General features: G+C 47.2%; 17 protein-coding genes, 1 other RNA gene and 1 pseudogene. 10 read left to right on the top strand and 9 right to left on the bottom strand.

The annotated features are described in order from the left end of the window. Nucleotides 1-2: 2 nt before the first annotated feature. Entirely contained in the window at nucleotides 3-2,246 is a 2,244-nt protein-coding gene (locus tag BLP64_RS03350) for a putative bifunctional diguanylate cyclase/phosphodiesterase (protein ID WP_092591751.1), read from the top strand. 6 nt (nucleotides 2,247-2,252) lie between these two features. Here the strand turns inward: BLP64_RS03350 and rnpB are convergent. Further along, an RNA gene (gene rnpB, locus BLP64_RS03345) (RNase P RNA component class A) lies at nucleotides 2,253-2,610 on the bottom strand. A 10-nt stretch (nucleotides 2,611-2,620) separates the two neighbouring features. After that, nucleotides 2,621-3,472, bottom strand: a complete 852-nt coding sequence (gene rsmI, locus BLP64_RS03340; protein ID WP_092591749.1) for a 16S rRNA (cytidine(1402)-2'-O)-methyltransferase — start codon at nucleotides 3,470-3,472, stop codon at nucleotides 2,621-2,623. Nucleotides 3,473-3,566: 94 nt separating this feature from the next. Between rsmI and BLP64_RS03335 the strand changes: the two genes are divergently transcribed. From BLP64_RS03335 to dolP, 4 genes are read left to right on the top strand one after another with little or no spacing between them, the layout of a single operon-like run. After that, nucleotides 3,567-5,411: a penicillin-binding protein activator gene (locus BLP64_RS03335; RefSeq protein WP_092591747.1), complete on the top strand. Its 1,845-nt coding sequence runs from the start codon at nucleotides 3,567-3,569 to the stop codon at nucleotides 5,409-5,411. A 20-nt stretch (nucleotides 5,412-5,431) separates the two neighbouring features. Then, nucleotides 5,432-5,782, top strand: a complete 351-nt coding sequence (locus tag BLP64_RS03330; RefSeq protein ID WP_092591745.1) for a YraN family protein — start codon at nucleotides 5,432-5,434, stop codon at nucleotides 5,780-5,782. Nucleotides 5,783-5,790: 8 nt separating this feature from the next. Then, a complete protein-coding gene (locus BLP64_RS03325) occupies nucleotides 5,791-6,360 on the top strand; it encodes a D-sedoheptulose-7-phosphate isomerase (protein ID WP_176754902.1) in 570 nt (189 codons plus the stop codon). After that, on the top strand, nucleotides 6,357-6,944 hold the full coding sequence (gene dolP / locus BLP64_RS03320) for a division/outer membrane stress-associated lipid-binding lipoprotein (RefSeq protein WP_176754901.1): 588 nt from the start codon (nucleotides 6,357-6,359) through the stop codon (nucleotides 6,942-6,944). Before BLP64_RS03325 ends, dolP begins: the two co-directional genes overlap by 4 nt. Nucleotides 6,945-6,951: 7 nt before the next feature. Here the strand turns inward: dolP and BLP64_RS03315 are convergent, their stop codons facing one another. From BLP64_RS03315 to BLP64_RS10775, 6 genes are all read right to left on the bottom strand, one after another. After that, nucleotides 6,952-7,386, bottom strand: a complete 435-nt coding sequence (locus BLP64_RS03315; protein ID WP_267888206.1) for a ClpXP protease specificity-enhancing factor — start codon at nucleotides 7,384-7,386, stop codon at nucleotides 6,952-6,954. Then, entirely contained in the window at nucleotides 7,383-8,012 is a 630-nt protein-coding gene (sspA, locus tag BLP64_RS03310; RefSeq protein WP_092591739.1) for a stringent starvation protein SspA, read from the bottom strand. The genes BLP64_RS03315 and sspA overlap by 4 nt, the downstream gene beginning before the upstream one ends. Before the next feature lie 16 nt (nucleotides 8,013-8,028). Then, complete coding sequence (locus BLP64_RS03305) at nucleotides 8,029-8,775, bottom strand: cytochrome c1 (protein WP_092591737.1); 747 nt, start codon at nucleotides 8,773-8,775, stop codon at nucleotides 8,029-8,031. Further along, the gene (locus BLP64_RS03300; protein WP_092591735.1) at nucleotides 8,775-10,037 is read right to left on the bottom strand and encodes a cytochrome b; all 1,263 of its coding nucleotides are present in this window, start codon (nucleotides 10,035-10,037) and stop codon (nucleotides 8,775-8,777) included. Before BLP64_RS03300 ends, BLP64_RS03305 begins: the two co-directional genes overlap by 1 nt. Then, nucleotides 10,037-10,627, bottom strand: coding sequence for a ubiquinol-cytochrome c reductase iron-sulfur subunit (gene petA / locus BLP64_RS03295; protein WP_092591733.1), 591 nt, complete (start codon nucleotides 10,625-10,627; stop codon nucleotides 10,037-10,039). Before petA ends, BLP64_RS03300 begins: the two co-directional genes overlap by 1 nt. Before the next feature lie 214 nt (nucleotides 10,628-10,841). Then, nucleotides 10,842-11,138, bottom strand: coding sequence for a hypothetical protein (locus tag BLP64_RS10775; RefSeq protein ID WP_176754900.1), 297 nt, complete (start codon nucleotides 11,136-11,138; stop codon nucleotides 10,842-10,844). 59 nt (nucleotides 11,139-11,197) lie between these two features. Here BLP64_RS10775 and BLP64_RS03290 point away from each other — a divergent pair, with 59 nt between their 5' ends. The 5 genes and pseudogenes from BLP64_RS03290 to tnpB all read left to right on the top strand — a co-directional run bounded on the left by BLP64_RS03290 (nucleotide 11,198) and on the right by tnpB (nucleotide 13,665). Further along, entirely contained in the window at nucleotides 11,198-11,665 is a 468-nt protein-coding gene (locus tag BLP64_RS03290) for a hypothetical protein (RefSeq protein WP_092591731.1), read from the top strand. A gap of 108 nt (nucleotides 11,666-11,773) precedes the next feature. Then, entirely contained in the window at nucleotides 11,774-11,920 is a 147-nt protein-coding gene (locus tag BLP64_RS11000; RefSeq protein WP_199286036.1) for an RHS repeat-associated core domain-containing protein, read from the top strand. A gap of 118 nt (nucleotides 11,921-12,038) precedes the next feature. Beyond that, a complete protein-coding gene (locus tag BLP64_RS03280) occupies nucleotides 12,039-12,902 on the top strand; it encodes a hypothetical protein (protein WP_143001065.1) in 864 nt (287 codons plus the stop codon). 69 nt (nucleotides 12,903-12,971) lie between these two features. Continuing rightward, nucleotides 12,972-13,259, top strand: a pseudogene (locus BLP64_RS10995) (transposase); the annotation flags it as partial. Nucleotides 13,260-13,377: 118 nt separating this feature from the next. Next, nucleotides 13,378-13,665 (top strand): IS66 family insertion sequence element accessory protein TnpB, encoded by a 288-nt coding sequence (gene tnpB / locus BLP64_RS03270; RefSeq protein ID WP_143001064.1) that lies wholly within the window; start codon nucleotides 13,378-13,380, stop codon nucleotides 13,663-13,665. Nucleotides 13,666-14,044: 379 nt separating this feature from the next. Here tnpB and BLP64_RS03265 read toward each other — a convergent pair whose 3' ends face one another. After that, nucleotides 14,045-14,527, bottom strand: a complete 483-nt coding sequence (locus BLP64_RS03265; RefSeq protein WP_092591727.1) for a hypothetical protein — start codon at nucleotides 14,525-14,527, stop codon at nucleotides 14,045-14,047. Nucleotides 14,528-14,816 lie beyond the last annotated feature (289 nt).

Raw genomic sequence — 14,816 nt, 5'->3', positions numbered from 1 at the left:
TGATGAAGCTAAATAACGACGTGGTAACTATTCCTGATCATAAAGGTAAACGTTCAGAACGCTGGCGGTTACTCAGCTACTTAGTGGTTGCACTATTTATTGCATCCGCATTGCTGTACGCAGTTTATCTTGTGGTAGACGGCGAACGTCAACAGAAGCTTGAAATCGAAAAGCGACGAGCCAGCGAACATCTCAGTGCCATGCGCGGGCAAATTGAACAACGCCTGCAGCTAAACACCCTCGCCTTACGTGCGCTACGCCCTGAAATTTTGTGGCAGGATACGCCAGATCGGGTCCGTCTTCAGCACATTATGGATGAATTCCTCGGTTCCAATCTCGATATCAAGCATGTTGCTTTAGCCCCAGATTTGGTAGTGAAGTTTGTTTATCCTGTTGAAGGCAACCAATCGCTGATTGGATTCAACTACCGTCTCGACAGTGAGCAGTATGCCGGCATTCTACGCGCCATCGCCGTCAAAGATGTCGTGCTGACTGGCCCAATTCAATTAAACCAAGGCCCCACCGCCCTGATCGCTCGCATGCCGGTATTCCGCGATGACCGTACTTTATGGGGCGTCGCGTCACTGGTTATCGACCACATCCATTTGCTTGATGGGGTGCAGTTTTATCAACATTCCAGCTACTCCTTTGCGCTGCGTGAAGCACCGAACGCCACCACGCCAGCACCTGTGGTCTTTGCAGGAATCGATCACCTCTTTGAAACAGATTCGTTAGTCACCGATGTGAAATTCCCTTATGGTCGCTGGGAGCTGGCCATTTATCCACGGAATGGTCACTGGGTCGCATCCACCGCCGACTTTTGGTTACATTGGGCCATCGGGATTGGTTTAACCGCGGTTATTTTATCGGCTTTCTTAATGCTGATTTTTACTCAGCATCGTTTGCGCGGTGCTATTTCGACCATCGCTTATCAAGCGCACTATGATGGCCTAACCGATTTACCCAACCGCAACTACTTCTCAGAACAACTTGAAGTACATATCCGCCATGCCATTCGCAACCAGCAGAAATTCGCATTGTTGGTATTGGACTTAGACCATTTACGCGAAATCAACGACGTGTTGGGGCATGAAGTTGGCGATGCATTATTACAACGGGTGGCGGAACGAATTCGCACCAGTATCCGCGAAGATGATTTACTCGCTCGTATTGGCGGGGATGAGTTTGCAATTGTACTTTGTGATTTAAATGATCCCAGCGAAGCAGAAATTCGTGCCAAAGCGATCATGAATGATTTATTGCATACCTTGGACATTGAACACAACCATATCAATATGACGGCCAGTACCGGCATTGCCATGTTCCCCCATGACGGCCAAGAGGTACAACAGCTGCTGAAACATGCTGAACTCGCCATGTATGCCGCCAAAGCCCAAGGTGCCATGAGTGTTCACTTCTTTGATGAACAGCTCCGTAAGAGTACGGAACGCGACATTAACCTGCACCACCAAATTATCAAAGGCCTCGAAGCCGAACAGTTTGAAGTGCATTATCAACCGGTGATTGACACAGAAACTGGTTTGTTAACGCGCTGTGAAGCTCTGATTCGTTGGACTCACCCCCAACGTGGCGCCATTTCTCCGGCAGAGTTCATTCCAATCGCTGAGAAAACCGGCGCAATTATCGGGTTGGGTGATTTTGTCCTCCGCCAAGTGCTACTCGACTGGAAGAAAATGGCGGATTGTGGTTTGGATTTATCCGTTGCGTTAAATCGTTCTGCTCGTGAATTTAACGACCGACAAGCAGCCACACACTGGCTTAATGTCATTGCGGCAGCGGAAGTTCCCACCGACCGACTCATGTTTGAAATTACCGAATCCATGCTCATGCGGAATAAAGAACGCCAATTCGCAAACTTACGCAAACTGCGTGATGCGGGAATTAGCTTAGCCATCGACGACTTTGGAACCGGTTATTCAAGCTTGAACTATTTACGCTCTTACCCCATCGATGTCATTAAAATTGACCGCAGCTTCCTGCACAACGTCCCCCATCAGAGCCAACAAACGGCCTTGGTGGAAGTACTTATTCGGATTGCCCACACCCTCAATATGAAAGTAGTAGCTGAGGGGGTTGAACACGCCCAACAAGTGAGTTTCTTACAGGAACAAAAGTGTCACTACCAGCAAGGTTTCTTCTACGGACGTGCCATGCCATTAAGCGAGTTTATTCGCTTCGCCCAGAAATATAATCGCGAGGTTTTGGCCAGTCAGGACCAGAACTAAAAGAAAGGTGGGAGCCAGCCGATAAGCCGGGTTCTGTCGTGGACAATCATTCATCTAGCCACTAAATCGCTTTAGTGTTCAAGCAGTCTACCCGGGTTCAACGCGGGCCACGCCAATGAACCCCTATTTGACCTTGCTCCGAGTGGAGTTTACCGTGCCACGCACTGTTACCAGCCGTGCGGTGCGCTCTTACCGCACCCTTTCACCCTTACCTGAGCTTGTTACCAAGCCATCGGCGGTTTGCTCTCTGTTGCACTAGTCGTCGGCTTGCGCCGCCCAGATGTTATCTGGCACTCTGCCCTGTGGAGCCCGGACTTTCCTCCCTCTATGATCACTCATAGACAGCGATTGCCTGGCTGACTCCCGAGCGCATTCTACTGGTTATCTGACGCCAGCGCTAGCTGATAGAGGGCATTTTTACGTACACCGTGAATCTCAGCAGCCAAGGCCGCGGCTTTCTTGAGCGGTAACTCCCGCCGTAAAACTGCCACAGTCTGTAATGCAGCACTCGTTGCTTCGTCGGTATCATCGGCCGGTGCACCGCCCAACATCAACACAATTTCCCCACGCTGCTGGTTGGAATCTGCTGCCACCTGCTGCTGAATTTCTTCAGCGCTGCCACTCAGGTAAGTTTCAAATTGCTTCGACAATTCACGGGCAAGCACGCATGGCCGCGAGACACCGAACACGCTTACAACATCTGCCAAGGTATCCAGAATACGGTGAGGTGACTCATAAAAGATGAGGGTACGGGGTTCATTCACCAACTCTTGCAATCGCTTGCGACGTTGCTGCGGCTTCGCTGGCAGGAACCCTTCGAAGGTGAAACGGTCGGTGGGTAACCCCGAGCCAGCGAGTGCTGTCACTACGGCACATGCACCCGGTAATGCCGATACCGGAATACCCAGTTGACGACATTGCGTGACCAACACATAGCCAGGGTCGCTGATCAAAGGCATGCCCGCATCTGAAATCAAGGCAATTTGCTGCCCCTGTTGCAAACGTTCAATCACCTGACCGACGCGTTGGCGCTCATTATGCTCATGCAACGCAAACATCGGTGTTTGAATCCCAAAGTGTTGCAACAGCTGTCCGCTATGGCGGGTATCTTCTGCCGCAATCGCATCACATTGCTGTAACACCGTAATGGCTCGCTCAGTGATATCAGCAAGGTTACCGATAGGTGTGGGAACCAGATAAAGGCACCCCGTGGTTGCAGTTGTCATGTTAACCCCAGGTAAGAACAAGATGGTGTCGTTGTGTCGTTCGACCGTACAGTTTATAGTATCACCCATTGCTACATAGACGGGTGAATAGAAGATGTCGGTTGCTATTGTGCCAAAGAAATTATTGCTGTGCATGATTATTCTTGGTTTAACAGCGTGCGCGAGCTCGCCGCGTTCGGATACTTCCAGTCCCCCCGTGAATCAGCAAGAGCAATTAGTTGACGTGCCGTCACCGCAGCGGTCACGCACCGCGCACGAATGGCTAAACGATGCAGAGCAATTAAGTGGAAGCGCGCAAGTTGATGCCCTGCTGCAAGCCGCCGTCACCTTCCAACGAGCGGAACAATGGCAGCAAAGTGCTGCTATTTTAGGGCAACTTGAACGTTACTTCCCTGCCACCCGATTGACGCTTGAGCAGCAACACCTGTTAGCCTTGCTGGAAGCACGCTTTGCGGCTCAAGATAATCGTTGGCCCTACGTCCAACGGCTGCTCAACCCCTTAGTTGAGAATCAGCTTACGCCATATTTTCCACAGCAAACGCTGGAGCTATTAATTCGTGCCGCCTCGGCTCAAGGGCAATGGGAGTTAGCTGCCACTTACCAACTGGCTTGGCTAAACGATGCGCCTGAGGCTCGCACGCCTGAGCAAATCTGGGACGTCCTCAAAATGGTGCGTAACCCAAGCGAGCTAAGCCTGCCGCCCGTGAGTCTTCGTACTCGTGAGCTCGCCGGGTGGGTGAGTTTGTTGACTCAAATGCATCGCGCCCGCCATCAACCAGCGCAGCTGACTGACTTTATCAGCCGCTGGCAGCATGATTTCCCACAACATCCGGCGCACTTTGTGACCAACGAGTTATTAGCGCTCACCGCACAACCACGGCAGCGCGTGCTGGTATTGCTCCCACTGACAGGGCAATACGCGGAGCAAGGGTTGGCGGTACAGGATGGACTGGTGAAAGGGCTAAGCAAGCTGCCCCAAGTGCAAGCCATGTTCGTTGATACCAACCAGTTCGATTTCGCAACCTTGCCAGAGGTGTTGCAGCAGCGACAAGCGGATGTTTTGATTGGCCCATTACTAAAGCCAAACCTCGCGCAAATCGATGCCAGTCAATTGCCACCAGAACTCCCTTGGCTCACCTTAAATGAGCCGAGCGGCGAACTACAAACCGTGCTGCCACACCAGCACTTTTTTGCGTTAGATACGGAAACTGAAATTCGCCAAGCAGCGGCATTTATGGCTGAGCAAGGGCATCGTCACCCCCTTATTTTTGCCCCCGCCTCCAATCGTGGGCAGCAGTTAACCAATGTATTTCAACAAGCTTGGCAGGCACAGTTTGCTGACCACTCGTCATTTTCGGTTGGGGTTTATGGTACCACGGAAGAAATGAAAACCGCCGTGCAAGAGCAACTTGGTATTACCGATAGTGAAACTCGCATTTACCAAGTAAAAATAGCTGCGGGAAAAATTATTGTCGATGCGGTCGCGCGCAGTCGGGCCGATATTGATGCCGTATACTTGGTGGGAGGGATTGAACAAACCCGTCTTCTCAAACCCTTTATCGATGTCAATATTTCGGCTTTCATGAACCCGTTGCCAGTTTACGCCAACTCAAGCAACCATATTTTGCAAAATAATTTAAGTGAAAATGACTTGGATGATGTGCGATTTACCGATGCTCCCTGGTTGCTTCCCGGGCACTCAGAAAGAGCCGAGTTTGAACAACTATTGACGCTGCGCAATCACTGGAACTACAACAGCGCTCGGCTAGCGGCCTTTGGCCATGATGCCCTGCTATTGAGCCAGTACCTGCCGTTACTGCAAACCATGCCCGGACTTTCCGCGCCAGGCTTAACAGGCCAACTAACGGTCCAGCAGCAGCAAATTGTCCGACAACTACAATGGGGGCGTTACCAAGGCCACGAGGTTGTCAGTCGTTGATCCATTGACGGAGACATGGAATGTCACGGAAAACAACAGGAAACGCAGGCGAGCAAGCAGCGCGGCGTTTGTTAGAACAACATGGCTTACAACATGTTCAAAGTAATTACCGATGTGATCTCGGTGAAATTGATTTAATCATGCGCGACCACCACCATTGGGTGTTTGTGGAAGTAAAAAGTCGCGACAATGAAGTATTTGCACATATATTGGAACAGATCACCGCAGCGCAATGTCAAAGAATTCGGCGCTGCGCGCAGTTCTTTTTGATGGAACATCAGCTGAATGAGCATACCACAGCGCTTCGTTTCGATGTAGTCACCGTGGTCAACAGTACCCAGCAAGCTCAATGGCTGCAGGACGCATTTTAAGAGGTAGTATGCAAGACCCAATTAAAACCTTATTTACGGAATGTATCCAAACCCAAATTGCGGCGGCAGACATGTTGCATGAGCCCATTGAAGCCGCTTGTGGTTTGCTCGTCGATTCATTATTACAAGGGCGTCGGGTTTATTGCTGTGGCGAAGGCCTCGCCCATGCGACATCCCGTCATTTTGCCCACATTATGCTAACCGGGCTGAGCTTTGAGCGCCCGCCCTTTCCTGTCACATCATTGCACGCCGATTACGGTGCGCTCGATTACGACCGCATGTTTGCCCAGCAAATTCAAGCCGTTGGCCAAGCCAATGACTTGCTCGTGGTGTTTAATGCGTCAGCTCGCGCCCCTAGAGTCAGTCGTGCCATGGAAGCCGCACTCGGTCGCAATATGTTAATTATTGCAATCACACAAAGTAGTGACGAAGATATTGCAGGATTACTGGGCCCGGATGACGTTGAAATACGCATCCCCACCTACAACACAGCCCGCGCTAGCGAGCACTTATTGCAAATTGCCAATATGCTATGCAGCGTGGCCGAACACCAAATATTTCCACAGGAGACAGAATGATGACACATTCTCGGAAGTTTATTTTAAGCGCGGTGCTTAGTTCCGCAATTGTGCTTGGGTTAAGTGGTTGTGCAGCAGCGTTAGTGGGGGCTACTGCGGTTGGCATTTCGGCCGCAACCGACACGCGTAGCGTAGGGACTCAATTGGACGACCAAACCATCGAAATTCGTACAATTACGGCCCTCAAAGGGGAAAGTCGTCTGGAGAATTCACGGATTAAAGTCACTTCCTTTAACCGTTCCATTTTATTATTAGGGCAAGTCAGCGACAGTTCGATGCGCGATTTAGCCACTCATTTGGTCCGCAATGTGGAAGGCGTTCAGCGCGTTCATAACGAATTACAGGTCGCACCCGTTATTTCTTTTGGCCAAATTAGCAAGGACACCTACATTACCAGTAAGGTAAAGGCGAAGTTTGTCACGGATGAAACGGTGAAAGCCGCAGAAATCAAAGTTGTGACCGAGAATGCGGAAGTTGCTCTGATGGGGATTGTCACTCGTGAAGTGGCTGATCACGCTATCGAAATCACCCGCAACACCAATGACGTTAAACGAGTCATTGACGCATTTGAAATACGTCGTTAAATAGCCACTATTTAACGACGCGTAGATGAGAGCCGGAGGATTTTTTCTTCGGCTTTTCTGTTTTTTCTGCTTCCTGATTGCCGCTGTCCGGTAATTGACTGGCCAGTTCATCGTAATATGCTTCTGGCTCAAACACCGTCCCCACTCCATTTTCTCTGGCGTATAGGGCAACAACCGCTCCCATCGGAATAAACACCTGCATCGGCGCATTTGCAAAACGCGCACCAAATTGTACGGCATCGCCGTTCATCAGAAGTTTACTGACTGCAGTGGGAGAAATATTAAGGATAATTTGGCCGTCGTTAACGAAGTCTCGAGGAACATCACAGCCGGGGTATTCGGCATCAACCAACAAATGGGGAGTTAGCTGATTATCAACCATCCAATCGTACATCGCCCGTAACATGTACGGGCGACGTGGAGTTAAGACACGCTCACTCACCGGACGATATCTCGTTCAAGCTCAGTGAGTGACTGCTGGAATGATTCGCGCTCAAAAATACGAACCATATAGGCTTTCACTTCTTTCGCGCCGTTCCCTTCAAGCTGAATGCCATAGATAGGTAAACGCCACAATAAAGGAGCTAAATAGCAGTCGACTAAGCTAAACTCTTCGCTCATAAAGAACGGTGTATCGGCAAATAATGGAGCCAACGCTAAGATTCCTTCACGGAGTTCTTGTCGCGCTGCTTCAACACCTTTCCCGCCCGCTAAGATTTTATCCGCTAATGCGTACCAGTCGCGTTGAATGCGATACATCATCAATCGACTCGTACCACGAGCGACTGGGTAGACAGGCATCAATGGCGGATGCGGGAAACGCTCATCAAGGTATTCCATGATGATATGAGCGTTGTATAGTACCAACTCACGATCCACCAGCGTTGGGAGTGCGTCAGGGTACGGGTTCAGTTGCATGAGATCTTCCGGTAAGCTATCCGGCTCCACAAATACAATTTCAACACCGACGCCTTTTTCCGCAATCACAATCCGCGTTTGATGGCTACGTAAGTCATTCACGCTCGAATACAAGGTCATGACTGACCGCTTGTTTGCCGCAACCGACATGTTTATCTCCATATATCTATTTCACGTCCTTAAAGAATTCGCGTTTCAGTAATACTGAGAACACTAAGAATACAATAAGGAAACCGAAGACATACCAACCGATACGACGTTGCTCCAACATCATTGGCTCACCGGTGTAAACCAAGAAGTTGGTCAAATCGTTGACTGCCTTGTCATATTCTTCAGTGGTCAGCATTCCTGAGCCATCGGTTTTGATTCCCACGTAGACGTCTTTCATTTCGCCATCAACCAAGCGCTGCTCAGTTGTTTGTCGTGGAATCCCTTGTAATTCTTCTAAAACGTGTGGCATCCCCACGTTCGGGAATACCGCGTTGTTCACGCCAAAAGGACGTGACTCATCAGCGTAGAACGAACGCAAGTAAGTGTAAATCCAGTCTGCACCACGAACTCGCGCGACTAGCGTGAGGTCAGGTGCAGGAGTACCAAACCATTTGCTGGCATCCGTGCTATCCATGGCATTGGTGATCAAGTCACCTACTTTTTCACCTGAAAACTGCAGGTTTTCCATTCCCAAGTCTTCCGGAATCTCCAAGTCTTTGAAGGTCCGGTTATAACGTTGGTACTGCATGGAGTGACAACCTAAGCAGTAGTTCATGAACAGTTGTGCGCCTCGTTGTAATGAGGCTTTGTCATGCAAATCGATCTTCGCTTTGTCCAACGGTACTGTTGGGCCAGCTGCTAAAGTAGCAACTGACCACAATGATGCCGCGACCAGCAGAGTGCTTTTGATTAACTTTTTCATCACTTAGTAATCCTCTCTGGAACTGGCTTACACTTCTCATTCTTACTGTAGAAGAACAACAACACGAAGAATGCGAAGTACAAGAAAGTGAACACTCGTGCGAAGAATGTGTACACATCTGTCGCTGGCTTTAAGCCAAGATATCCGAGCACGATAAAGCTAATCGCAAAGACCGTTAAGTTGATTTTATGCAAGGTGCTACGATAGCGAACTGAGCGTACCTTACCGCGGTCTAACCAAGGTAGGACAAACAGGGCAACAATCGCGCCAAACATCAAAATAACGCCAAGCAGCTTATTCGGTACCGCACGCAGAATTGCGTAGAACGGAGTGAAATACCATACCGGTGCAATATGCTCAGGTGTCTTCAACGGGTTCGCAGCTTCAAAGTTTGGCGGCTCGAGGAACATGCCACCCATTGCTGGTGCGAAGAAAATCACATAACAGAAGAAGAACAAGAAAATCGCAATACCCACGAGATCCTTCACGATGTAATACGGGAAGAATGGGAATGCATCAACAATGTCATACTTGTTCGTAAAGCGCTCATGGAACTTGAACTTCGGCTTTTCAGACTCTGGTACAGAACCTTTTGGCTTCTTAATTGAAATACCTTCAGGGTTGTTAGAGCCCACTTCATGCAACGCAATAATGTGTAAAAACACAAGAATAACAAGCACCAGTGGTAAAGCAATAACGTGTAACGCAAAGAAGCGGTTTAACGTTGCGCCCGAGATAACATAGTCACCACGGATCCACTGGGTCAGGTCGTCACCAATAATTGGAATCGCCCCGAACAATGAAATAATAACCTGTGCACCCCAGTAAGACATTTGGCCCCACGGTAACAGATAACCCATAAAGGCTTCTGCCATCAGCACGAGGAAAATTAACATACCAAAAATCCACAGCAGCTCGCGCGGCTTTTGATAAGAGCCATACATCATGCCGCGGAACATGTGTAAATAGACCACGACAAAGAAGGCTGACGCACCGGTTGAGTGCATGTAGCGAAGTAACCAACCGTATTCGATGTCTCGCATGATGAACTCAACCGATGCGAATGCGCCTTCGCCGGTTGGAACATAGTTCATGGTTAACCAAATACCGGTCACAATCTGATTGACCAATACTAAGGTTGCAAGAACACCAAAAATGTACCAAAAGTTAAAGTTTTTGGGGGCTGGATATTGAGCTAAGTGGATATTCCACGTTTTGGTCATCGGAATTCGTTCGTCAAACCAAGCAATGAGTTTGTTCATTAGGCTTGCTCCCCATCTTCACCAACCAAAATGGTCGTATCGTTGATGTAGTAGTGAGGTGGGATCACTAAGTTATAAGGTGCTGGAACACCTTGGAACACACGACCCGCAATATCAAACGTTGATCCGTGACAAGGACAGAAGAAACCACCCTGCGCTCCCTCGACCAACTCACCCATAGTATTTTCTAAATACTGTGGTGAACAGCCTAGGTGGGTACAGATACCGACCGCAATGAAATACTCTTCTTTGCGTGAGCGATGAAGGTTTTTCGCGTATTCTGGTTGTTGTGGTTCGTCAGAATTTGGATCACGAAGCTTATCATTCAAAGTTTCTAATGAAGCCAGCATCTCAGGGGTACGTCGAACAACCCAGACCGGTTGACCACGCCATTCAACACGAATCAATTGACCCGGTTCAGTTTTTCCAATGTTCACTTCCACTGGGGCACCCGCGTTTTTCGCTTTTTCACTCGGGTTCCACGATGCAATGAAAGGAACGGCAACACCCACCGCACCGGCTGCTCCAACGACAGATGTCGCGACAGTCAGGAAACGACGGCGGCCTTTATCTACAGGCGCATTGCTCATCCACTTACTCTCCAGTTTGGACGCTCCGCAAAACATCTTGCGGAGTCAGTAATTAGCTGCTGCGATAGGCCCACCCAAGAGAAGCTGGGTGAGCGGCAATATAAAATGCCTCCAAATGATAAAGAAATGCCCTCCTGTTTACAAGGATAATGACATAAACACTTGCGGAAGATCACGCTGCATAAGGCGGCAAGCATCTTTAAGTCAGCGTCGATCAGATCTGCAGTACGACGCTGAAGATAACGACATGGGCTTCATCAAGAGACGCGCTAACTTCATCAAGCCATGTCTTCATAAGCTCACTTAAATTCGATTGGCGTATCGCCCGCATTTGCGGCTGGTTTGGAACGCAGCGGAAAACCAGTCCGACAACATGCGTTTGATACTCATTGAGCCTTCTCCCCAGTTTAGCCAGCTTGGCTAAACTGGAAGGCAACCAAACCCAAAAGGAGAAGATCCAATGAACTTTTACAATAGCACCCATAAACACTATTGTGGAATCGATCTGCATGCCCGCAGCCTCTATGATCCAATAGAGATTCTTAATGGCAAGTGCCCGTAGGGAATTATATGAAAGCAAAATTGTTAATGCTAATTTTAGTTTTTCTGGTTAATTACAGTGCTTTTGCAAGCAATTGTGAGCTTAATTATTTTATTTCAAACGTAAAGACTGTTATTACTTCAAAAGACAGGTTGAAGTTTGAATCATTTTTCTCGAACGTTAAATTCATACCAAATGAAGATGAATATGCTTATTACTTTGGTGTTGAAGAGGACGATAGCGAGCTTGTTGATTTTATGAAAGGTGATGACATTAAATATGTGGCTTTTCATGTTGAAGATGATTTTGTAATTATAGTTTTTTACAAGGAAGGGGTAGTGGAAAGACCAATAGCTATTAATTGGCATGATATTGGTGATGAATGGTTAAAAAATTATGCAGCACTGACAATCAAAAAAATAAATGGGAAATGGCATTTCGAGGCAACACCATTTTTTTTCTTCAGACATTCGCCTTGGGCTGAAGACTATGGTTGATCGAAAATCAAGGACTTATTTAGTTAGGTATATTCATGGCTATTTATATACCTAACTGGACAATTATTGGCTGAGTGAGGTTTTTATTGTTTTGTAGTTGGCGGCGGCATCGGGGCGTTTAACATTGGTTTCCCGGGGCAGTACTGTGATAGCGAGAAACAAAGTTGGTACAACTACTTTCGGGATTACGATGCCACCATCGGACGGTATTTGCAGAGCGACCCAATAGGTCAGAGGAGATTCTGCCATGTTTAGTTTAGTATGGGAGGTGAGGAATGATTCTACTAGCCTCGCTGAAATCGTAAAAAAGCATAACTGTGGGTATTAATGAAGGAGGACAGTGGAGTCCTCAAGGCCATTGGACAGACTTATTATGAATTCAGATTCACGTTTGAGAGTTAGCTTACAAATCACCCACCCAATCATTTCAGCAGATGAAATCATTGGGCATTTTAACTATCCGATACTATATAAAAACTCGGTTGGAATGCCTCAACAGAATAAGAATGGGCTGAGTTTGGGCGAGATATCACTGGAAACAGCGATTCGTTTCGAGCTGCATGATAAAGAGATAACAAGTTGTGAAGATATGCATAGTTATGAAGATATATCGGAGATTTTGCTCGATGATTTAGAAGGTTTTAATAAGGAGTTTCTACAAAAACTTGTTGCAACGGGTGGTCGGTGTGCATTTTTAATTGAGGCTTCTAAAAATGAAAATGTTTTTCTTGAACTATCAGATAAATTAATACACGCGCTTTCATCTTTGGGCGCCGCTGTCTATTTTGATTTTTACGGGGGGGGGTTGCATGGGAACTCAGACCCTAGTTTTAGAGTTAGTTTGAGAACTGAACATCCCAGCCTGTCAGCTGATGAAATAGACGAACATTTCAGCTATCCGGCACATCGAAAATGTTCTGTAGGAATGCCTAGAAAAAGTAAAGCCGGACTAGATATGAAGGGGGTATGGCCAGTAACTTATGTTGGTTTCAGGATGCATGATAAAGCAATAACAAACTTTGAAGGTATGTCAGAGTTCTTGTTAGATGCTCTGGATGGGTTTGATAAAGCGTTTATGAATGAATTTATTGCAACGGGCGGTCGATGTAGATTTTTATTTGGAATTTTTGCAGATGACCATGCTTTTTGGAAATTTTCACCTGAGTTAATGAACTCCCTTTCATCACTGAATTTTGCCATCGATCTTGATTGTTACGGTAGTTACACAGAAGACTGATAAATACAACTGGTACAACTACTTTCGGGATTACGATTGTAGAGGTCAAGAAAAACTGGCCACCGGTTTATAGTTAATCCAGTATTTGTACTCGGCCATATCACGATCTATGATGCCAAATCCCCTGTAGAGGCCAAGGCGTTATTCAATGCTTGGCTTCACAATCTGACACCGGAGATCCGCGAAGCCTTCAATGATCTGGCTAGAGCGTGGCAGAACTGGGAGCCGTATATCTGCAACTACTTCAACCATCCGGTCACCAACGCCTATACCGAGAGCCTAAACAACCTGATCCGCGTAATGAACAGACTGGGGCGCGGATACAGCTTTGAGGCGCTACGAGCCAAGGTACTGTTTGCCGAGGGAGCATTCAAAACCGAAATGAAGCGCAACAAGTGATGCAGACTAACCATCATTCGCTGACGCTAAATTATGGTGGCCTAGAGCTCTCCTTGCCTCCGGATGTTGAGCCGCAATGGCTGGCTCAATTAGTGAAGTCACTCGCCGTATGAAGATGTTTGTTGAGCCCCCGGCGATTTATTTATATAAACAGCCGTTCAATTTTCGCAAGAGCATCAATGGCCTCAGCGCTATTGTCGAAGCCGAGATGGATCGCTCACCGTTCAGCGGTGCAGTGTTCGTATTCTGCAATCGTCAGCGCGATAAAGTCCGAGCGCTTTACTGGAACAAAACCGCTTTTTGCCTTTGGTATAAACGCCTGGAAAAGAATAAGTTTAAATGGCTACGGCTGTGGCACCGATAAACCGAGGCCGGATAAATCACCGAACATCGTGTTGTATGATTATCAGGACGGGCGCGGTGGCGTCCACCCCGCTGCGTTTTTAGCTGACTATTGCGGTCCATTGCAGGTGGACGGCTAACAACTGCCGCTGCTCAACAACGATGATGACCTCGACCGATTGCTGCCTTGGCAAATCAACGCCGACAAAAACGGTCAACAAAACTGACCCACCACGGACTATTCGGATAGACCGAAATCTGTGATCGGATTAAACCGAAACGCGTGATTGGGTGGCACCAAAATCATCTCAGCGACAATTATCTTGGCCGGTTGTGTGGTTTATGTGACGCTTACTTAAATTTCAATGTCTCAAGAATTCGAACCTGTAATGTAGTCATTTTTAGATTTTTTCTGAGATGTCAGGGCCATCCTCGTTTTCTTTGTAGACTAAGTAAACTTCCCCTTCAATGGTTTTAAGCTGAGCCTCGTAAACAACATTTTCTATTAGACGGATTCTTTCAGGCTTCATTATAATTTCATTATTGGCTTCATGAACACTCAAAAAGCTCGTGAAATACGAGCGTTCTATCCAATAGATTTTGGAATCTGATTTTAAAGTGCTGACGACAGAAATATTTTGTCTAACAGGTAAAAAAATCAGCGCTAGTATAGCTAACGAAAGTAATGGGATGACGGCTTCTTTTAAACTAAAAGCGAGTAACGTTATGACGATAAAATACAGTGATAAGATGCCTGTTACTGTCAACCCTATTCCGTTATTTCCAGTAACTTCATTTATGAATCTGAACTGAAAAAAGTAAGAGAGTAAACTAATAATAAAAGGTAAAGCGTACAAAAACAGGGTGCTTTTTTTACTTAACATGCAGGTATACCTAATTGGTTTAAGGGGGAAATTTGTCTCCCCCTTTTTTAATCTTTTATTCTTGCTCTAGATCTGTGATTGTGTCAATATCGGCAACAGTATTCTGCCCGTTTCTGTAGGGAATGCGATATTGAATTCAGGTGTCGCTAATGGATTTACATTCCAAACACCATCACAACCAGCAACAGGGTCAAGTGCGCCATGGGCAAAATAAAACTCTTCTTATTATTACTAGGGGTGCTTGGACTGGTGACTGGATGTGGTTCTTCTAAAGAAAGTCTTCAACTTC

Origin of the sequence: Pseudidiomarina indica, assembly GCF_900104245.1 — a bacterium.
GTDB lineage: Bacteria > Pseudomonadota > Gammaproteobacteria > Enterobacterales > Alteromonadaceae > Pseudidiomarina > Pseudidiomarina indica.
The sequence above is the reverse complement of the archived record's forward strand: the minus strand, read 5'-3'. Positions and strand labels throughout refer to the sequence as shown.